General features: G+C 41.9%; 24 protein-coding genes and 1 rRNA gene. 9 read left to right on the top strand and 16 right to left on the bottom strand.

The window, feature by feature from the left end; genetic code table 11:
• Together rrf and ACSLUR_RS12775 are read left to right on the top strand one after the other, a co-directional pair.
• Positions 1 to 98 (top strand): 5S ribosomal RNA (gene rrf, locus ACSLUR_RS12780); the annotation flags it as partial.
• A 174-nt stretch (positions 99 to 272) separates the two neighbouring features.
• Positions 273 to 671: a hypothetical protein gene (locus tag ACSLUR_RS12775; RefSeq protein WP_448555093.1), complete on the top strand. Its 399-nt coding sequence runs from the start codon at positions 273 to 275 to the stop codon at positions 669 to 671.
• A 232-nt stretch (positions 672 to 903) separates the two neighbouring features.
• Here ACSLUR_RS12775 and ACSLUR_RS12770 read toward each other — a convergent pair whose 3' ends face one another.
• The 5 genes from ACSLUR_RS12770 to ACSLUR_RS12750 form a co-directional block, all read right to left on the bottom strand.
• Positions 904 to 1308, bottom strand: a complete 405-nt coding sequence (locus ACSLUR_RS12770; protein WP_116001043.1) for an ExbD/TolR family protein — start codon at positions 1306 to 1308, stop codon at positions 904 to 906.
• Between the two features lie 135 nt (positions 1309 to 1443).
• On the bottom strand, positions 1444 to 2247 hold the full coding sequence (locus tag ACSLUR_RS12765; protein ID WP_448555090.1) for a YggN family protein: 804 nt from the start codon (positions 2245 to 2247) through the stop codon (positions 1444 to 1446).
• A gap of 15 nt (positions 2248 to 2262) precedes the next feature.
• Positions 2263 to 3951: a flagellar assembly protein A gene (locus tag ACSLUR_RS12760; RefSeq protein ID WP_448555088.1), complete on the bottom strand. Its 1689-nt coding sequence runs from the start codon at positions 3949 to 3951 to the stop codon at positions 2263 to 2265.
• Between the two features lie 44 nt (positions 3952 to 3995).
• Entirely contained in the window at positions 3996 to 4322 is a 327-nt protein-coding gene (locus tag ACSLUR_RS12755; protein ID WP_116001040.1) for a hypothetical protein, read from the bottom strand.
• A 159-nt stretch (positions 4323 to 4481) separates the two neighbouring features.
• Positions 4482 to 5768: a CinA family nicotinamide mononucleotide deamidase-related protein gene (locus ACSLUR_RS12750; RefSeq protein WP_448555086.1), complete on the bottom strand. Its 1287-nt coding sequence runs from the start codon at positions 5766 to 5768 to the stop codon at positions 4482 to 4484.
• Positions 5769 to 5855: 87 nt separating this feature from the next.
• On the opposite strand from ACSLUR_RS12750, the gene ACSLUR_RS12745 reads away from it, so the two are divergent.
• From ACSLUR_RS12745 to dapA, 4 genes are all read left to right on the top strand, one after another.
• The gene (locus ACSLUR_RS12745; protein ID WP_448555084.1) at positions 5856 to 6617 is read left to right on the top strand and encodes a DUF4097 family beta strand repeat-containing protein; all 762 of its coding nucleotides are present in this window, start codon (positions 5856 to 5858) and stop codon (positions 6615 to 6617) included.
• A 194-nt stretch (positions 6618 to 6811) separates the two neighbouring features.
• On the top strand, positions 6812 to 7606 hold the full coding sequence (locus ACSLUR_RS12740) for a transporter substrate-binding domain-containing protein (protein ID WP_448555082.1): 795 nt from the start codon (positions 6812 to 6814) through the stop codon (positions 7604 to 7606).
• The gene (locus ACSLUR_RS12735) at positions 7606 to 7989 is read left to right on the top strand and encodes a hypothetical protein (protein WP_116001036.1); all 384 of its coding nucleotides are present in this window, start codon (positions 7606 to 7608) and stop codon (positions 7987 to 7989) included. Before ACSLUR_RS12740 ends, ACSLUR_RS12735 begins: the two co-directional genes overlap by 1 nt.
• Before the next feature lie 34 nt (positions 7990 to 8023).
• A complete protein-coding gene (dapA, locus tag ACSLUR_RS12730; protein ID WP_448555080.1) occupies positions 8024 to 8932 on the top strand; it encodes a 4-hydroxy-tetrahydrodipicolinate synthase in 909 nt (302 codons plus the stop codon).
• 101 nt (positions 8933 to 9033) lie between these two features.
• Here the strand turns inward: dapA and ACSLUR_RS12725 are convergent, their stop codons facing one another.
• The gene (locus ACSLUR_RS12725; protein ID WP_448555077.1) at positions 9034 to 9891 is read right to left on the bottom strand and encodes an RluA family pseudouridine synthase; all 858 of its coding nucleotides are present in this window, start codon (positions 9889 to 9891) and stop codon (positions 9034 to 9036) included.
• A 176-nt stretch (positions 9892 to 10067) separates the two neighbouring features.
• Here ACSLUR_RS12725 and ACSLUR_RS12720 point away from each other — a divergent pair, with 176 nt between their 5' ends.
• From ACSLUR_RS12720 to ACSLUR_RS12710, 3 genes are all read left to right on the top strand, one after another.
• Positions 10068 to 10412: a ribonuclease E inhibitor RraB gene (locus ACSLUR_RS12720; RefSeq protein ID WP_448555075.1), complete on the top strand. Its 345-nt coding sequence runs from the start codon at positions 10068 to 10070 to the stop codon at positions 10410 to 10412.
• A gap of 62 nt (positions 10413 to 10474) precedes the next feature.
• Positions 10475 to 10684 (top strand): hypothetical protein, encoded by a 210-nt coding sequence (locus ACSLUR_RS12715; protein ID WP_448555073.1) that lies wholly within the window; start codon positions 10475 to 10477, stop codon positions 10682 to 10684.
• Positions 10685 to 10781: 97 nt separating this feature from the next.
• Positions 10782 to 11375, top strand: a complete 594-nt coding sequence (locus ACSLUR_RS12710; RefSeq protein ID WP_448555071.1) for an acyl carrier protein phosphodiesterase — start codon at positions 10782 to 10784, stop codon at positions 11373 to 11375.
• Positions 11376 to 11460: 85 nt separating this feature from the next.
• Here ACSLUR_RS12710 and ACSLUR_RS12705 read toward each other — a convergent pair whose 3' ends face one another.
• The 10 genes from ACSLUR_RS12705 to ACSLUR_RS12660 form a co-directional block, all read right to left on the bottom strand.
• On the bottom strand, positions 11461 to 12135 hold the full coding sequence (locus tag ACSLUR_RS12705; protein WP_448555069.1) for a nitroreductase family protein: 675 nt from the start codon (positions 12133 to 12135) through the stop codon (positions 11461 to 11463).
• A gap of 142 nt (positions 12136 to 12277) precedes the next feature.
• Positions 12278 to 12970, bottom strand: coding sequence for a substrate-binding periplasmic protein (locus ACSLUR_RS12700; RefSeq protein WP_116017518.1), 693 nt, complete (start codon positions 12968 to 12970; stop codon positions 12278 to 12280).
• Positions 12971 to 13569: 599 nt separating this feature from the next.
• Complete coding sequence (locus tag ACSLUR_RS12695) at positions 13570 to 14013, bottom strand: YaiI/YqxD family protein (protein ID WP_448555067.1); 444 nt, start codon at positions 14011 to 14013, stop codon at positions 13570 to 13572.
• A gap of 114 nt (positions 14014 to 14127) precedes the next feature.
• Positions 14128 to 14523, bottom strand: a complete 396-nt coding sequence (locus ACSLUR_RS12690) for a gamma-glutamylcyclotransferase family protein (protein WP_448555065.1) — start codon at positions 14521 to 14523, stop codon at positions 14128 to 14130.
• Positions 14524 to 14615: 92 nt separating this feature from the next.
• Positions 14616 to 14987 carry a DUF3224 domain-containing protein gene (locus tag ACSLUR_RS12685; protein ID WP_448555063.1) on the bottom strand — a complete coding sequence of 124 codons (372 nt, stop codon included), beginning with the start codon at positions 14985 to 14987 and terminating at the stop codon, positions 14616 to 14618.
• Between the two features lie 190 nt (positions 14988 to 15177).
• Positions 15178 to 15474 carry a hypothetical protein gene (locus ACSLUR_RS12680; protein WP_448555061.1) on the bottom strand — a complete coding sequence of 99 codons (297 nt, stop codon included), beginning with the start codon at positions 15472 to 15474 and terminating at the stop codon, positions 15178 to 15180.
• Between the two features lie 169 nt (positions 15475 to 15643).
• Positions 15644 to 15847 carry a hypothetical protein gene (locus tag ACSLUR_RS12675; RefSeq protein ID WP_448555059.1) on the bottom strand — a complete coding sequence of 68 codons (204 nt, stop codon included), beginning with the start codon at positions 15845 to 15847 and terminating at the stop codon, positions 15644 to 15646.
• 58 nt (positions 15848 to 15905) lie between these two features.
• Positions 15906 to 16379, bottom strand: coding sequence for a CreA family protein (locus tag ACSLUR_RS12670; protein ID WP_116002450.1), 474 nt, complete (start codon positions 16377 to 16379; stop codon positions 15906 to 15908).
• A gap of 154 nt (positions 16380 to 16533) precedes the next feature.
• Entirely contained in the window at positions 16534 to 17070 is a 537-nt protein-coding gene (locus tag ACSLUR_RS12665) for a P-loop NTPase family protein (RefSeq protein WP_448555056.1), read from the bottom strand.
• 39 nt (positions 17071 to 17109) lie between these two features.
• Positions 17110 to 18165: a DUF2157 domain-containing protein gene (locus ACSLUR_RS12660; RefSeq protein WP_448555128.1), complete on the bottom strand. Its 1056-nt coding sequence runs from the start codon at positions 18163 to 18165 to the stop codon at positions 17110 to 17112.
• Positions 18166 to 18305 lie beyond the last annotated feature (140 nt).

The raw sequence follows: 18305 nt of genomic DNA, 5'->3' as shown, positions 1-18305 counted from the left end.
TGTAGAACCACCTGACCCCATGCCGAACTCAGAAGTGAAATGCAACTGCGCCGATGGTAGTGTGGGAGGTCCCATGTGAGAGTAGGTCATCGCTAGGCATCTAATTAAGAAAAGCCCCTGTCTTATGATAGGGGCTTTTTCGTGTATGAAATAATATCTATCACATGCTAGATATGTTACGTAACAATGATTCTAACTACTCAGTGCTATTAAATACTTAGCAATTGGGTAAAGCAGATGAGTAGTCTTTAATATTGGTTTAGGGAGTGAGTGTGCAGCTATTTTCTGCTCATGGAAAATTTGAAGTTAGGGTAAAGGGGAATTGCCTCTATACTCTGCTTCAAGGTACATGGAACAAAGAGGCTACTGATAACTACACTGATGAAGTTAAAAGGCTAGCAAAGGCTGTCACCAGTTCTGCTTGGGTTAGAGTTGTTGATTTGGAAAAGTTTGAAGGTGGAAGTGCTGAGGTCACAGAGGGACTTACAAACTTACAGCGTTGGGCTAAACAAAATGGCTGTATATATGTCGTCTTTATTCTTCCTAAAAGCCTAGTACAGTATATGTTGCAGTCAGCTCATGAAGCCTACCTACCTTTTGATATAGTTCAAAGCCAGCAAGAAGCTGAATTACTGGCGCAGCGTAAGTTAGAAGAATACAAATGCAATTAGCACACAGTGTCATAAATCCGGTGTGATAGCCCCCTAGGGCTTAAAATATGTTTTGTTTAGCCTATTAAGCTAAAGAAGAAATTCTAAATCGTGCAACATAGGCGTCTAAAATATGGTTTGTACACTATAGTTTGTGTACTTTGGATTGTGTGCGTTGATGGGCGTTTACTATACGCATATTGATATAGATAAAGGCGACTACGCTGCACTTAATTTAAAACATACTGCTTGTTTAAAGTCGAGTCTTACCAAAAGCGATAGTAAGCTCATCAAAAGTTTTAATCTGATCAATAACACTAACGACATCAGCGTGTCTTGTCTCTGCTGATGGGATGACAATGGCTGTAGTTGTTGAATTCTCTGCAAGAAAGTTCTCAATGCGGGCTGGTAGCCGCTCGATATCAACCAACTTTCCATTAAAGTTAACGACGCCAGAATCAGAAATGCTTACAACAATTGTGGGGTTGGCGTTAGCAGGCGTTTTATTTGATTTAGGCTTAGTAACTTCTAAGCCGAGTTCTTTTACAAAGGATGTAGTTACTATAAAAAAGATCAACAAGATAAACACTATGTCCAGCATCGGCGTCATATCAACATCTGCTTCGTGTTCTTGAACGTCGCGTCTTCTTTTACTCATTGATCTATCCCTTGTTTTTCTTTGTTTTTTACATTATTAGACTGTAGATGAAAAACAAAAGGGAGCTAATTAATTTTAAGTAACAAGGTGTGTCAAATTAGCTAGAGCAGCAAAGCTACTGCTCTATGGGGAAGGTTATTCGCTGTGAGAGTAACGTTCACTTGAGATCAGGTTAAAGTCTTGTAGTGCCGAAATCGTGACTTGCATTTCCGTTTCAACCTTGTCTAGGTTTGATAAGGCTTGACAGAACTGCTCGGCTTTTTGCTCCAGTTGATTTGCGCGTGTGCCGATTTCTAATTTCAACTCTTCGCCCATATTCTCTAGCCTATCGTCAAAAGTGCTAACTCGCTGCTCGATAGTTTCTTCATCGCGGTTTGCCATTGCTTCGCCTACGGCCATTAATATGGTACCAATCGACTCAGAAACGATTTCTTCAATTTCTTGCTCAAATTCACCAGCAAATATTTCATCAAAGTCATCGAAGTCCTGCGGGGCAATGTAATAGCTTTTATCGCTATGGTTGAACTTCTTTCTCAAACGCATTTGCATATCATCAAACTTCTCTTGAAGTTTGCGGTGTGAAGCACTGTTTTCTCCGGTTAGGCCACCAATAACTTTGTTTACCGCTTTTAAACCCACTTCAACGCCCTCTATGGCGATAAAGACAATTTCAGGTACTTGGCTGCGTATTCCCTTGCTAAAGTCACTGATTAGTGCTGTTTGTTGCGCTTCTAAAAGAATTTCCCTACCGCGCACAAACAGTTGGTTGTCGTTATTGATTTGCACATACGTTTGGCCGTTATCAAGGATTCTTACGTGATTGGGTTCGATAATCACACCGTAATTGAAATTAACATTACAGTGCTCAGCCTTAGCTTGGTGGGCGAATAGCGTCGACATAAACAATGCTGAGGCAATAAGGGGACGTTTTACGTTCAAGTTATTCTTACTCTTTTACACGATAGGGTCGATGATAATTTTACGATCCTTGTAGCGCATTCTACTTGGCGGAAATTCTCGTTTGGTGCGCTCCATGCAGTCGCCAACGGTAAACTCTACACTTTGAAAAAGTTTTTCGTTAGCTTCTAAGTAAACAGAAGCCATAAACTCCTGTAGCTGATTTTCCAGCTTTTCCTTTTCATTAAGTATGTCACCCATTCGCTTTGCATGAAACTGATAAGTCGTAACAACTTTTTGCAACATGTCTTTGATTTTCGGCTCTTGTGGTAATTTTTTGAGCTTTTTACTGGCTGCTTGTAGCTCTGCTGTTTTTTCATCTTCAACAGCTAAGTTTGCTTCGACTTTGGCAATTTTATCTGCGAAAGTCGCAAGTGGTTTGTCGAAATTTACTAACGTTTTACTACCAGCGGTAGCACCAACAATGCCTGCATGAATCGATGATGACGCGCTAATTAAGCCACCGATAAGTTTGCCATTTGCTTTATCTTCTTCACCTACCCATAGCACGCCGCCGACATCAATTAAACTGTGCATTAGCTGGTTTTCAATTCGGACATTACCTGTGCATTGAATGTCTGCATATTGGCAATACTTGGCAAATAAATTTCCACCAGCGCGAATTGTAGCGCTCATTCTAAAGTCTCGAATGTCGGCATCTTGACCATCAAGATCCTGTTTTTTGCCGATGATACCGCTTGCGATAGTGATATCACCGCCCGCGGTTAATTGTGCAGATTCAACAAAGCCGCCAATGGTAATATCGCCTGTTGCAGAAACTCTCATACCTTCACAGACATCACCATCGATAATAACACTGCCTTGGAAATCAATATGACCAGTACCGACATCGACATTGTTTATTTTATAAACTTCATCAACTTCCATGCCATTATCAATGATCTTGGGTAGGCCAACTTTGGTTGAAATAAGCACATTTTCATTCTTAGGACTAACGACAGTGCCTTCGCCAGGAATTAGCGAGGTGTCTTGCCCTGGTTCAGGTAACAGAGGAGTCGCTGTTACCGTGTAACCTTTGATTCCCTCTGTGAGTGGAATCTTCTTCGCTAATGGCTCGCCAATTCTCACACAAATAATGTCACCGAGATCGCGCATGTCGACGCGGCCACCATCTTGTTCTTTCGGACGTAAAATACGATCTTGTGCGCTTTGCACTAAAGGCTTGATTCGTGCGTCTCGACCATTTACGGCCTCTCTGCCATGCGCAATAGCATCTTTGACAATCGTTCCAGGTTCAGCTTTTGCCGCCATGTGAGCAACTTTAACTAGCTCTTCTTTACTAAAGCCTTTTTTGACACCAGCAGCTTTTGCTGCATCCAAAATTGCTTTGGCAGTTAAATGGGCGCCGCCCATAGCTGAGGTAATCTCTGCCTCAGCCAACATTTCTTCACTGTCGATTTGAATATTAATGGTTGCGTCTTTTCGAATCAGAATTTCATAACGGATTTCTCGACCCGTTTGACCATCTTGCAATGGTTTTAATACTGAGTTTAGCTCGGCAATTGCATTTTTTATGTTCGCCGAGTTAACAAAAAGTGGCTTATAGTCAGAAGTGTTTATTAGCTCTTTAATGAAGGCTTCATTGATAAGTTCAGTATCTTTTACTGGAGCTAAAACCAAGTCTATATTATTTTTTTTATTAGCTACTAAACTTGCTTTAGTCATTGTTGCGCCTTTAACTACAGTCGATTAAGAAGTCGATACTAATGCTAAATGTAGTTTTCTTGGTGGATTTTAATAAAGTTTGGCGTACCTTCTTTGGTGTAATCAATCTTATACTCTTTGTTATCTAACGCTTGTATAAACAATAGCTTTTTCTCTTCACCAAACACATCAATCGAACCGACATCAATAACTTCTTGGTAAGCTTTTTTCGCTTCAGATTTTTTGCGTGGTACAACGCCTTTATAAACACCAATGCCACGATGGCTTACAATAACGTTGTTATGGGTACCGTTAAGAATAATTAAGTCAATTTTTCTGACTTTGTGGATGATTGTATTACGTCCACTGGTTATATAATTTTTTTCTATCAAAATGCATTCCTCAATTTTCAGACCGCCAGTTTCGTTACGTAAATTTTACTTGAAATGTAAATAAAATGTTAGCAACAAAGGAAGGCAATACAACTACTATTGAATATATTAATTTTTACTATAACACGCAAATTTTATGGCACTTATATCTTGTATTATCTAGCTTTTTTGGCGCTCAGTAATGTACCTAGGTGTTTCTTCACTTGCCAACAATAATCGACGCGCTAAATCTAACCCTATGGCAGTTACATAGTGCTGAAAGTAATAACGATTTGCCGGTATGTGCAAACATACGGTTTGAATACTTTGCGACGTGCCCCAAGCAAGCCAAACCGTGCCGACAGGTTTATCATCGCTGCCGCCATCTGGGCCCGCAATACCGGATACCGCTACTACTATATCTGCCTCGGTTTTTGCAAGTGCACCTTGTGCCATCTCTTGAACCGTTTGCTCTGAAACTGCACCATACTGCACTAGCGTTTGCTCATTAACACCAAGCATTACTTGCTTTTGATGATTTGCGTAACTGACAAAACTGCCATCAAAGACAGCAGAAGAGCCTGCTACCCTAGTCATGGCACTGGCCAGCATGCCACCCGTGCATGATTCAGCAAAAGTAATTTTTTTACCTTGTTCGCGCAGTAGGGCTTGTAGGTGATCGCCAAATGTCAGGGGAACCTCGTCAATTTGCGCGACAATATGATCGCCCAGCAATGCTTTAAGTTGTTCATAACATGCTGCTTTTTCAGCTTTTGCTTGTGCGCTCTTTGAGGTCAGCTTTAATTCAAGTAGTGGCATTGAAGCGCGAAATCCTAGCTCAACACTTTCCGGCCAGTTTTCTATTTTTTCATCAACCAATTTCTGCAAGCTAGACTCACCAATGCCAAAGACTTGATAGCGAGAAACATGGTGATGACTTTTCTTTGGCAATAGGCTTTCAATGCTCGGGATCAGTTCTTTATCCAGCATTAGCTGCAACTCTTTGGGGACGCCGGGTGTACAATAGATATCGCAGTTATTGAGCCTGAGATGAAAGCCAACGGCACTACCTAAGTGATTGGGCACAATATCGCAGCCATCTGGCAGCATAGTTTGCTTTAGGTTAGGTGCGTTCAGTTTAAAATTACGGCGTTCACACCACTGAGTAATATGAGTCAATGCTTTGGGATGCTGGGTAATTTTTACATCGGCAACCTGTGCAAGCGCTTCAGCAGTCAAATCATCGACGGTAGGGCCTAATCCGCCATTAACGATGAGAACATCAGCTTTGATGCTGATAGCGTTAATTTCTTCAATCAAATCATTGATATCATCAGAAACGGCAACTTTGCGTTTTACCGCTAAGCCAATTTTGGCTAGTGATTGGGCGATCATTGCCGAGTTACTGTCAACAATGTCGCCAGACATTAACTCATTGCCTGTTAGCAATAGTTGAATATTCAACATTTTATAATATTCCTTTAAACCTTTTTATCGGCGGGTCACGTCTAAGCTTTTAACAATAGCTCAGATAATAAATCTAAGGACATCAACATGGAAACCTTAAACCCTAAATTATTATTACCGTTAGTACTTTGCTCTGGCGTAGCAACGTCTGTATTTGCCGAAGAAACAAGGGTGATTGAACAGTCTTTTTCAGTCGAGCAAGGCGCAGAGTTTTCGATTGAAAACATAAACGGTCGGGTTGAAGTAGGCCGGGCAAGTGGTGATCAAATTGAAGTAACAGCAACTTTGATTGCAGACTCTGAAGATGATCTTGAGCGCATTAAAGTGTTGATGGAACACCGTGATAACGAAGTGATGGTTGAAACTAAGTACCTGAAGCGCGATTGGGGTAAAGGCTATAGCTCTGGCAAAGTCAATTATCAAGTTAACCTACCTGCAAATGTTACTGAAACTGAGATCGACTTGGTTAACGGTTCTTTAACTGTCAGCGATATATTAGGCCGAATAGATGCCGACTTAGTTAATGGCTCTATTGATGCCTCTGGCATTAGCGGAACAAGTAAGCTGCATTCTGTGAACGGCAGTGTTACGGCGCGTTTTGCAGATCTTGAGCAAGTGGATAAAGTTAAAATTGATACCGTTAATGGCAGCATTAAAGTTTATTTACCGACTGACGCACAAATTAAAGTAAACGCTGAAACTATGCATGGCAGCATCAAAAGCGATTTTGGACTAAAAGTGGATAAAAATCTGTTTACCGGCAAACAAATGAAGGGGGTGGTTGGCAGCGGGTCAACGAAGTTAACCTTGGATAGTGTTAACGGCAGTATTAAGGTGTTAAGTAATTAATAGACACTATCAATAAGCATCACGAATCTTTATTTAGCTGTTCACCTTTTGTGCTTTCGTCTACAATATCGACGGTAATCGGTTGAAGTTAACAAACTGTCATTATCGATTTTAAATTGATGGCGCACTTCAATTGAGAAAGATTGAGAAAGGGTGCATAGATAAAAGCCGAATGGACTAAATAAGGACTCGTTTTGTTGAAACTTATTTATTTTTTGCTGTTAAGTTTTAGCTTTTTTAGTTTTAGCGCGGAAGCCTCCACTGAACCTAGCAATCAACAAAGTATAAAAAAGCCAGTTAAAGACAAGGTCTATTTGGTCGGGGTTGAGGACGTTAGTTATTACCCGCTATTCGACTTTAATGGGCAAAATACCCACCAACCGAGTTTTGCCCGTGACTTGCTTACCACTTTTTTTGACTCTCACCACATAACGTTCAAGTTTGTGGCTTTGCCTGTTAAGCGCTTTGATAAGTGGTATCTAGAGCACAGTATTGATTTTAAGTTTCCTGATAATTTTCGTTGGCGCAACGACCAATCGAATAGCTTAGGCATCACCTTTTCCGTGCCCGTCATAACCTTGTCAGCTGGTACTTATGTCACTAAACAAAGTGCTGCGGCTTCACGTCGGGATATAAAGTCATTAGCGACGATTCGCGGATTTCACCCTAGTCTTTGGTTACAAGAGATCAAAAAGCAACGCCTTGCTGTGATTGAAGAGTCGACACCATTAGCGGTTGTGCGCCATGTGTTGGCAGGCAATGCGACTGCCACCAATATTGACGCGAATGTAATTAACTATGCCTTACAAAAGCTAAACCGTGAGGGCGATATTGTTTTAGCTGAAGGAATTTTTCACCAGCAATATGCTTACCACTTCTCCACAATTCAACATCCTGAGATTATTCAAAAATTTGATCAGTTCCTACGCGACAACACGGAACTTGTGGCAAAATTAAAAGACAAGTACAAGATTGTTGAGAATTTTTGATGAACCAATATAGCCGCGACCAGCTAGTAGGGCAGTGGGTACGAAATTGCCAAGACGAGCAAGGCAATCCATTTGTTGAACACGCTGAGTTTTTCCCTGACGGTAGCTTCGAGTTTTGTTTTATGACGATGTCTTTAAAAGGCGATATTCTTGAGCAAACGATTGAAATGGGAGACTGGGGGCTTGTTGGCGACGTTCATTTTACCATCACCAAGAACGAAGTGGTTGATGAGAACCTCTATGCGGCAGACTTAAACAACGCCGACAATTACCATGCTTATCAAGTGACACAGCTAAGCGCCGATAGCTTTTCATATCAGCACCTTATCTCAAAAGAGTCCTTTATCCTGAAACGGGTAATTGATAACATCGGCCACTGTTAACGCAACCAATACAAAATAATAGGTATAAAACGTCATGAAATCGCTAAACCAAGCCAGTTTGATCACCGCAGTTAAAACCCCTTTTGATCAGCGTGGAGATATTGATTTAGACACTTATGACAAGCTAGTTGAGCGCCAAATTAGTGCTGGTGTTGACGGTATTATTGTTGGTGGCACTACAGGTGAAGGTCATTTACTAAGCTGGGAAGAGCACCTGATGCTGATTGCGCACAGTGCCCACAAGTTTGGTGATCGTTTACTGATCGTTGGTAATACGGGTAGCAATAATACCCGTGAAGCAATTAAAGCAACGGAAAATGGCTTTGCGACAGGTATGCACGCTGCGCTGCAAATTAACCCTTACTATGGCCGCACATCAACCGTTGGCGTTGGTGTTCATTTTGAAAAAGTGCTCGATATTGGCCCTGCCTTTATTTACAACGTTCCTGGGCGAACAGGGCAAGACCTAACGCCTGAAATTATTGAACCATTGGCCCAGCATAAACACTTTATTGGCGTGAAAGAGTGCACTGGTAATGATCGTATCGCTTACTACGAGCAGCGCGGAATTGCTTGCTGGTCAGGTAATGACGATGAATGTTTCGATGGTCGTCATCAGCATAATTCACATGGGGTGATTTCGGTAACCTCAAACATAGTGCCAGAGCTAATGCGTACGCTAATGGATAAGCCAGATTCGGCACTTAATGACCAGTTACAGCCATTGATGAGTTGGTTGTTCTGTGAACCCAACCCAATTGCCATCAATACCGCATTAATGATGACTGGCGCAGTGCAGCCAAACTTCCGCTTACCTTATCAAGCATTAACCTCTGAGCAACGTGCACAAGGGCTGGCGTTACTAGAAGCGATAGACGCTGATAAGCGAGTGGGTGATTCACTAAACTTGTTAGCTGAGCAAGACTTTAACTACTGTTATTAGTCGTTATTTCCTAAGCCCTGCGTTCAGATTTGCAGATTACAAATCTGAACGTTTACCTTGCTTTTTTTCCGCTTTACTTGTCACTTTCGCTTTTCAATCAGCTAATTGAGGTTATTTAGGCTTAGCTGCATATCTTTTGGTAAGTGGTAATCTCTGGGTTCCCCAGTAAATGGGCAGTTAAACTTAAGCCTTACCGCACAAAGTTGTAGGTCAGCACCGAAGTGCTCGTTTACTTCTTGATTACCGTGCAGGCGATCACCAACTATCGGACAGCCGGCATAGGCGGCATGTTTGCGAATTTGGTGTTTTCTACCGGTTTCTATATTAATCAAGTAAAGTCCAATTTTACGTTCCATGTCTATTGCCAGCTGACTAAAGTGACTAATAGCATGTTTCCCATCGATGGGCGCTTCAACCGTAAATTTATCTGCGTTTGTTAACAGGGGAAGTGCGGCAATCGCTTGATATTGCTTGGTTAGTTGGCGTTTTTCAAATAATTGAGTCAATGCTTGCGCAGCTTTTTTACTGTGCGCAACGACAATTAAACCACTAGTAGCTCTATCGAGTCGGTGCACTAAATAGCACTGACGATCACCTGATAAATGCAGTTGAGCCCAGCGGGTAACCGTACAGTGATCGCTCCATTTTGAACCTTGCGAAAGCATACCGCTAGGCTTGTACCAAACACTGTAACTTTCTTGGTCATCTACCAATGTTGCGTTAGGTGGGTCTTGTGCAAGTACTGTGTGATTGTAGTAAAAGTGCAGTGTTTCACCGTGATTTATCAGCTTTTTAACCCGTCGTAATCGCTGAACGCTTTTACCTTTTTCTAACCACAGCGCGCCTTTGCTGATGGCTGATTTTAATTCCGAGCTCGAAAGCTGAGTTGCCTTGCTGAGAATAGCGAGAGCTGTGGCTGCATCGCCTTGATGTTGCAGATGAAATTCGAGTTGAGACACAGAAAATTAATGCTCTAGCATTTAAATATAGAATTAATGCCCAATAATAACATGTAAGCCTTAGCGCATAACAGCAGCAAGTCGACGCCGCTAATGCTCGCTTTGCCTTTTGTCGTAATCCGACTCAGTATGAACAAGCAGCGGTGTGTTTTTAACAGCAGTACAGGAATAAATAAATGAACAGAGATTTAACGCTTTTCCCTGAAGATGATATCGGTAATGCTCTTTGGGAGTTAAAGGCGCAAGGTGCCGATTTAGCTGTTGAACATGAAGTTGAATTTTCAGTTATTTTCCCAAACCAAGAACAGGCGCTAAAATTTGGTCATATGCTGTTAGAAAATGGACAAAAACTATCGTTTAGCCCATATCAAGCCAATGCAGAGTTACCATGGGAGATAACGGCTTACCCATTTATGCCATTGAGTTATGAAAATGTTGTGGCTTATCAAGCCTTGTTGCAAGAACATTGCCCTGCATTTGGTGGGCAATTCGACGGCTGGTATTGTCAGGTAGCAGAGTAAGTGACGGTGCTTTGAATTGGTAGCGGCTTTTACAATTGATCATTGAGTAAAGTGATGTAGTTATGGATTTATCCGCGCTTGAAGCGCTGCAAAAAAATAGTAAACGATCGTATAACGATCAAAAAGCGATCATTAAAAAAGTGTTGGCGGGTCGAGCTGTGAGCTGCAAAGTTTGTCACCAGCCGATAATGTTCAATATGGCTAGCCAAAATCAGCCAGCGAAAGTGTGCTGTACCAAAGGCTGTACTGATATTGAATTAGACATTAGCTAGTCGCAACAGTGCAGTTAAACGTTACCCAGTTAATATCAACAAGTTTGAGCAGCTTAACAATAAACGGCTTAACAGAGCTTATAAAGTCGAGTGTTTTGTGAATTATTTAGCCCATTTATTTCTCTCGCCAGATATACCTGCCGTGCGGGTTGGCAATTTGATGGGAGACTTTGTTAAAGGTAATAATTTGGAGTATTTGCCTGCTCAAATTCGCCAAGGGGTTTATCTGCACAGGGCGATAGACAAGTTTACTGATAGCCACCCGACAGTCGCCGCGTTAAAAACCTTGTTATCCCCTCAGCGCAAACGTTTTGCTGGCATTGTTAATGACATTGTTTTTGATCATTTGCTCGCAAAGTCTTGGCACCAGTACTGTAAAGTGCCACTTAGTGAGTTTGCCGATCTAAGGTATCAAGAGCTGAGTAGCTATAAAGCCCATATGCCTGAAAGAATGGCGGCGATGGTGATTCGGATGATTGATGGAAACTGGCTTGTAGAGTACCAATCGCCACAGTCTATAGCAGGCGCCATTAACGGGGTAAGTCGTCGTATACGATTTGAAAATAAACTAGTCGGAGCTGCGGGTGAGGTTATGCCCATTTTAGGTGAATATGAGCAGGCATTTTTTAGCTTTTTTCCAGAACTACAGGTATTTGTTCAGGAATACATTGATGGGAATCGTTTAAAATAGGCGGTAAACCAAGGGCTTTGGTTTACCGACCTTAACTCGGGCGTTTTTGCTTTAAGCTCTTTGCCTTATGCGCTGCGATTTTTCGCTATAAAAAGGTCGCGATATCGTCTAACGACTTTTTCACTGTAGCATGATGTGGGATGGTTGCATCGTCCGCTGGGTAGCCAGCAATTAACAGCATGTACGCACGGTCATTATCGGTACGTTGGCAAATCTTATTCAAGAACGACATCGGCTTTGGCGTATGCGTTAACGTCGCTAAACCTGCGTTATGAAGCGCGTTGATCAAAAAGCCAGTAGCAATACCAACAGACTCATGCACATAGTAGTTAGTATTCTCTTCACCTTTGGTGATTCCACCTTTTTTCTCACTAAAAATAGCGATTAACCAAGGAGCGATCTCTAAGTAAGGTTTTTGATCGTCGGTTCCTAATGGCTTTAATGCTTCTAACCATTCGTCCCCCGCGCGGCCACTGTAAAAACCGCGCTCATGGTTTTCCGCTTGTTCACGTACTTGGCGCTTAATTTCTGGATCAGAAATTGCCACAAATTGCCAAGGTTGGTGGTTAGCACCGCTAGGTGCTGTGCCTGCGGCTTTGATACAGTTTTCAATAACTTCTCGTGCTACCGGACGGTCGCTAAATTTACGAATACTATGGCGACGTTTAATGTTCTCATAAAAGTCCGCAGAGCGGCTTAACATTTCTTCTGCGGGGTATTCGATAAAGTCAGTTAGGGGAGAGCAATCGTGTTCTTTCATGTGTATTTCAATAACTAAATTTGTAAAAAGTATTAAGCGAATAGCTTGATTTTACAAGACCTAGCATAGCTTGATTGGCTTTCAATTATGTTTTTGTTTGTTTAAAGAATGATTAAGTTGCCAGTTTATTGGCTAATTTGCGTTATTCTTGGCTAAGATACGTTTGCAAAATATTCTGATAGTCGGGCGTCGATTTTAATTTCGCCAGTGCAGAATTAAACCGTTCGACAAGCGCCGGGTAGCGGCCATTTTTAGCAAAAGCCAAATGCAGAGGAGCTTCATATAAATGGGGTTCAAGCACTTTAATGCGATGCTCACGCTCACCACCAAGTTTATTGACATAGTAAGGCAAGATGTTGGCATCCATTAGCGCCAGTGGGGCTTGTCCGGCAAGTAGCATTTCGACTTGTTGCTCCTCATTGGCAAGCGCTAATGTTTCTAAATTCGCATTGGTATAGGCTTCGCCATAATAGTAACCAACGATTCCAGCGACTTTGTAGTTGGCAAGTGCGGTTAGGTCGCCACTGAAATTGATATCAAATGCGCTAGATGAAACTAAATTCATGCGCTCCATCACAATACTTTCTGGCACGAAACTTAAATACCTAGCACGCTCTTGATTAAAACTGACGGGGAAAATAGCATCGATATCGCCATTTTCTGCTAGTGAAAACATCCGCAACCAAGGTACAGGTACATAGTTTATCTCAACATCTTCACCCACCAGTTTGGCGGCTGCTTCAATAATATCCGGCACTAGCCCTTTTATTTCGCCATTTTCTAGCCAATGGTAAGGAGGGTAGGCTTGCATTGGATTAGCGATATTAATGGTCACTGGTTCTAGCTTTAATGCGTTGGCTGGCAAGGCGAGCAGAAAACTAACGCAAAGTACGCATTGTAGTAGCACAGAAAGAGAACTATTTTTTATCGCTGCCTTGATTGACACAGACTGAGAATACCCGTTATTAAGCTGGCGTTATTGATTAATCTAGCACGAAGTTTTGCGCAACTAAACCCGTTGCAAGTGATGAAAGCGGTTTCAGGAGGTCGCTGAAAAGCTATATTTGGCAATGACTTAATATATAGACGATGCGTTTAAAACAAAGACTGGTCTACTAATTTGTTAGTAATGAATGGGCTCTACACAACATAAAAGTAAACCAAGTCTAAGTGAGCTATCACTTCTCTACACACGAAACCATTCGTGATTTAATGTCTAGCATAACGGCCAGCAAACAGAAGCTAGTCAAGCGAACTTAGTGAACCGAGGTGAATAGGAAAAAAATGGCTGGCTATATTAAAACCTTGGTATAAAAAAAGCAGTACGCAGGAAAACGCTGAACACCTGAGTGTAAATTGTATCTGCTGACACTAATTTCACTTCTATTTTCTTTTTCCTTTAGCCTTTTTCTTTTAGCTTTGAGGCTTCCTTGGTTAGTGCTTGCTTAGAATACGATCAAGGTGGTCGGCAAATGCTTTTTTATCTTGTTGGCTAAGCGCTGATGGCCCACCGGTATTTACGCCACCGGCGCGCATGGTGTCCATAAAGTCGCGAACATTTAGGCGAGCTTTAATATTTGCGCTGGTAAACAGTTCACCGCGCGGGCTAAGCGCTTGCCCACCTTTTTCAATCACTTCGGCGGCAAGCGGAATATCGCTAGTTATCACTAAGTCGCCTTGTTGAAGGCGTTGCACGATTTCATCGTCGGCTACATCGAACCCAGACGAAACCTGCAGCATTCGCACAAACTTCGAATTAGGTGTACGCATGCTATGGTTTGCGACTAGTGTGGTCATTAATTGTTTGCGCTCTGCAGCGCGAAAAATAATTTCTTTGATGGCGACAGGGCAGGCGTCAGCATCAACCCAAATATTCATGATTTTTCCTTATTTTTCCTTATTCTATTCAATTTTGGTGCTACTTGTTTTAATTGAATGTAAGTCGACCTTAAAAAGAGTGCATTGAGCAACTGTTTATATAAACCGTCAATGCTACGCTGGTGACTTGGTTAGCGTGTATATGTAGGCTGGAACTTGTTCACCACTGGAAAGCCGTACTTGGGCTACAACGCGTTGATAGCCGTCACCTTCAAATTCATCTAATCGTTGCCAATGAGCTGGCAGAGCTTCAGAGGTAAAGAGCTGGCCTTGCACTTGTTCGGCCTGATTTACGCTACTTAGCTGCTCTTGAGTCAGCACTATTCCTGGGTAGCCCATGGCTGCGCCCCAGCCTTCGGCATAAAGAGTTCCCGATACGGTGGCTGCTTGCCAGTCACCTTGTAGGTCTTCTAGAATATGCTCATTAGGTTTTCCTGGCGCCAATGTGCCATAAACAAATAGGCGATGTTCGCAAGTAGCTGGGCTAGTGGGCTCTTGATTGTTGTTCATAACGTGTGTTCGGTATTCATTTTGTCGTAACTAATCGACTAGAGGTGTATTGTTTAGCGCAAAGCTCTGGAATAAAGCCCTAGCATAAAGCGTTAGAACTGATAATTAAATTGATAAAAGTGCTCACCGTCTTTTTGTTCGATAATGCATTCACCAGAAATTCCTGCGAATTCACCCTCGCCAGAGCCTGGCATTACCGTGATGGAAAGTTGCTGACCTTGGGCTGACATCACACCAGAATGAAGTAAGGTGAAGCTTCCTTTTTTGCCGGCGAGGGACGCGTGCACTTCTTCAATCGCATAATAAACCGCATTACCGTTCTCGGTACGCTTGCTAATCATTTGACCAACACCTGTGCCTTGTATATCTCCACTGTAAACCTTGTTGATCAACATTCTTCCGGCGGGCGTTTTCTTATCTTGCTGAGGATCTAGTCTTACCGTAAAGCTGCCTGTTGCTGTCATTCTGTTCTCCTTTTGTATGTTATTGTTGTTATTTACGTTATCAAAGTCGTTAGCATGCACTAAGTGAATTGGCGTACTACCCAGGTAGATAAAACAAACTAGCAATTTTGAATTAAATAACCGCCGTTTATGGCTTATCATGGGTAATCCTTAGCTGATAGCATCCTCTCATCTTTAAGCTTTCAACAGACTATTCGGATAAATTGACTTTGTATTTTTTAATGTACCAATAGGCAATAGGAAACTCGACTAAAGCATAAGTCACCAAGGTAAACCAAAACCAATTGACCTCCACAAACAGTAAAGAAAACTCAAAGCCTGTGCCCCAATATTTAGTGCCGACAACCAGCAAGGCAAATCCGCTAGCAAGTAGGTCAAATAGTGCTATTTTATTCGCATTGTTGCCAGCAAGCTTAGGATAAATTGAGCCATAAGCAACGAGCACAATGGCGAGATTTAGCAAGAGTATTAGCAATTCAGCATCCACGTTAATCGTTATTCTCTGTCAATAATCAGGTTTGGATAAACTAGCTTGTTTTGTGGTGTTAGCGCATACGATGATATTTTCGGAGCCATGCTGTTCAAACTAGCCATTTCAAACTATGTTTTCCAACTTAAGCTTTCCAATTCAAGCTTCCCAACTCAAGCTTTACACACTAGGTTTTTGCAATATCGTCTTTTAGGGCTAATAGTGCGACATATATAAGCCCTAGAATTGGAACAATCGATAGCAGAGCACCAACAGCCGCAGTTATTTTCGGGCTAGTGGTTTTACGCCTCGCAAAATAATAGCTAAGTGCTCCGCCAATAATAATCGAACAAAGTATCATTTCACCAATAAGTGTGGTGTTGATATTCATTAATCACTCTCCATTGTTTGCTGGTTATCCATAGCTTTACTTTAATCAGGCATACCAACTAGTTACTGCTCAAAGTTTGAGGCTCAATATAAGCTTGTGTTCCCCAAAGTGGCACTGTTGACAAGCTATGTTTAAAGCTTCCCTCGGTCTCTTTGGTGGTGTAAGACAAATACAGCAGGGTTTGATTTTTCGGATCGTAGATCCTTCTGACTTTCATGCTCTTGAAAAAGATACTTTTCGATTGCCTAAAGACCACTTCACCAGATGCCGATTTGTCAATTTGCGCAATCATTGCTGGCGTAATGTCACCCGTTTGTCGGCAAGAAATCGAGCTGTCACTGGGATCCGATAGGCTTAAATCCGCTTCAATTGATGCAATATGACAAGTAACGCCAGTTACAACTTCATCTTGTAGCGATGAAATTTTAATATCTTTGAGTGTAAACAAACCGAGTGATACATCGCCTACTTCATTGTCTGAGCATGCCGTTAATGCTGTTGCTAGTCCCAGTACACACAGTAGTTTTTTCATCTCATTCTCCATGAATATTCAATTGCTATAAGTAGGGCGTATTGATCGTGTATGTGCTCACAGCAATACGCGCTGAGTTAACCTTATAATAAATTTAAAATTAATACCGCTAGTTAATATTGAGTAACAGCTTTAGCGAAAGTTTTAATTTGAGTTAAACATCAGCTTTGGCGAGCGAGGTAAGAAAGGTGTTTATTTGTCTTTGGGAAGTAAATTCAATGACCTTTGTACCTGTTGACGCTTGCTGGTGTAATAAAGCTCGATAGTTACGGCGCTTGGCGTGATAGGTCGTTAGTACCCACCAAATAATTGAATCTTTCGAACAAAAACTTTGTTTAAATGTTTCAATGTTACCAGCGAAAAGTACTTGTTTGGTCGTCGCACGTATAATTGAGCGACGAATCGCGCGATAGAATACGCGTGCAAAGCTATGGTTAAGCCAAATGATGGTTGTCGCTTTTGGCCATAAAAGATCACGAGCGACAGCATAATTGCCATCAATCACCCAGCAGTTTTTATCGACCTCTCGTTGCACTAATTGGCGAAATTCGCTGTCTGGTCGCTCCTGCCAATCGGGTAACCAATGCAGGGAATCTAGTTCAATGTATGGCGAATTTATCAAATTGGCGAGCCTCATCGCGAATGTTGATTTACCACTGCAACTTGAGCCGATAACAACAACTCTCTGCATGTTTTTCACCATTGATGTTTGCTCTTTTATTGCCAACAACTAGCCATGTTTACTGGCAAGTAATTGTTGCAGCGATAGCGGCAAAATTGATTGCAGTCGTTGGCTAATTACTTGTTCGTGCCTTTGCCACAATACGCCTAAATAAATGATCAGCAGGCCAATTAATGATAATGCAATTGGGAAAAACCAACTGTCTTCAAATACGTTGTAAGCCAAATGACCTAAATAAAAGCTACAGCCAAACGCCCCAAGCACAACAAATACTCTTCTCACCAGCAATACGCCAAAGGCGATCATTGTCAGGTTAATGGCGAAGTAGCCGAGCTTGGCTAATTCACTATCAGAGTGTTGTAGTGAAAGACCACCCCAAAATGCAATGGCGCCGAATAAGTAAATCCAAAAAGCGTAGTCTTTGTGATTGATTACACTCGTTGCTCTGGCACGAATATCTACCCAAAACGCCAAAGCGACCATTAATAATCCGGTATACATGGAAACGAGCTTACGCAGCTCCCAGCTGGTTTCAAAGTCAGTACTTTTAGCCAGCATGACGCTTAAATCCATAGTCAAATACCAAAGTGTGACGGCAATGGGCATGACTAAAAAAGGATATTTATAACGCCACGCGATAATCGTACCTATCGCCAATGTTGCTAATTCCATATACAGCCAATGCCATGCAATATAACGGTGATAATCTCGGTAGACACTATCATCAGGCCACAGCCCTAGCCATTGTTGCAAACCAAATACGGCGAGTGGCGTTAAACAAGTCACAAATGTTGCGCAAATACCCGCTGGAATCGCTAATTGTTTGTTCGCAAAGTGATGAGTTAACGACAAGCCAAGTACGGCATATACAGTGGAAATTGCTAGAATACCTGCGCCGCCAAAAGACGACCAACCTAGCGTCATAAATAGGCTCATGGCACCAATGGCGATCAATCCTCCTAGGTAGTAGAGCACATGGGTAAAGGTAAATTGAGCGACGTTGGCTTGCTGCTCTTCGAAAAAGGCATAAAGTTCAGTTGCTTGCTGCGGGCTAATAATTTGCCTCGCGGCGGCATCCTTAAGTTGCTGTTGGCTTATTTTTATCAAATTACTTGCCCTTGTTGTACGATATCGTTATCGCTATTCACTACTGTAAAATACCTAACGTTAAACATGAAAAGTTGAGTATGAAAAGTCGAGTATGAATAGTTAACTATTAAAAGTTTAGTATTGAAAATTAAAGA

It is taken from the genome of Thalassotalea montiporae (genome assembly GCF_053485855.1).
The sequence above is the reverse complement of the archived record's forward strand: the minus strand, read 5'-3'. Positions and strand labels throughout refer to the sequence as shown.

Coding starts and splice junctions, on each gene's coding strand:
- ACSLUR_RS12770 (WP_116001043.1), bottom strand. CDS start 1,308: ATGAGTAAAAGAAGACGCGACGTTCAAGAACACGAAGCAGATGTTGAT.
- ACSLUR_RS12760 (WP_448555088.1), bottom strand. CDS start 3,951: ATGACTAAAGCAAGTTTAGTAGCTAATAAAAAAAATAATATAGACTTG.
- ACSLUR_RS12750 (WP_448555086.1), bottom strand. CDS start 5,768: ATGTTGAATATTCAACTATTGCTAACAGGCAATGAGTTAATGTCTGGC.
- ACSLUR_RS12745 (WP_448555084.1), top strand. CDS start 5,856: ATGGAAACCTTAAACCCTAAATTATTATTACCGTTAGTACTTTGCTCT.
- ACSLUR_RS12735 (WP_116001036.1), top strand. CDS start 7,606: ATGAACCAATATAGCCGCGACCAGCTAGTAGGGCAGTGGGTACGAAAT.
- dapA (WP_448555080.1), top strand. CDS start 8,024: ATGAAATCGCTAAACCAAGCCAGTTTGATCACCGCAGTTAAAACCCCT.
- ACSLUR_RS12720 (WP_448555075.1), top strand. CDS start 10,068: ATGAACAGAGATTTAACGCTTTTCCCTGAAGATGATATCGGTAATGCT.
- ACSLUR_RS12715 (WP_448555073.1), top strand. CDS start 10,475: ATGGATTTATCCGCGCTTGAAGCGCTGCAAAAAAATAGTAAACGATCG.
- ACSLUR_RS12705 (WP_448555069.1), bottom strand. CDS start 12,135: ATGAAAGAACACGATTGCTCTCCCCTAACTGACTTTATCGAATACCCC.
- ACSLUR_RS12695 (WP_448555067.1), bottom strand. CDS start 14,013: ATGAATATTTGGGTTGATGCTGACGCCTGCCCTGTCGCCATCAAAGAA.
- ACSLUR_RS12690 (WP_448555065.1), bottom strand. CDS start 14,523: ATGAACAACAATCAAGAGCCCACTAGCCCAGCTACTTGCGAACATCGC.
- ACSLUR_RS12685 (WP_448555063.1), bottom strand. CDS start 14,987: ATGACAGCAACAGGCAGCTTTACGGTAAGACTAGATCCTCAGCAAGAT.
- ACSLUR_RS12675 (WP_448555059.1), bottom strand. CDS start 15,847: ATGAATATCAACACCACACTTATTGGTGAAATGATACTTTGTTCGATT.
- ACSLUR_RS12670 (WP_116002450.1), bottom strand. CDS start 16,379: ATGAAAAAACTACTGTGTGTACTGGGACTAGCAACAGCATTAACGGCA.
- ACSLUR_RS12665 (WP_448555056.1), bottom strand. CDS start 17,070: ATGCAGAGAGTTGTTGTTATCGGCTCAAGTTGCAGTGGTAAATCAACA.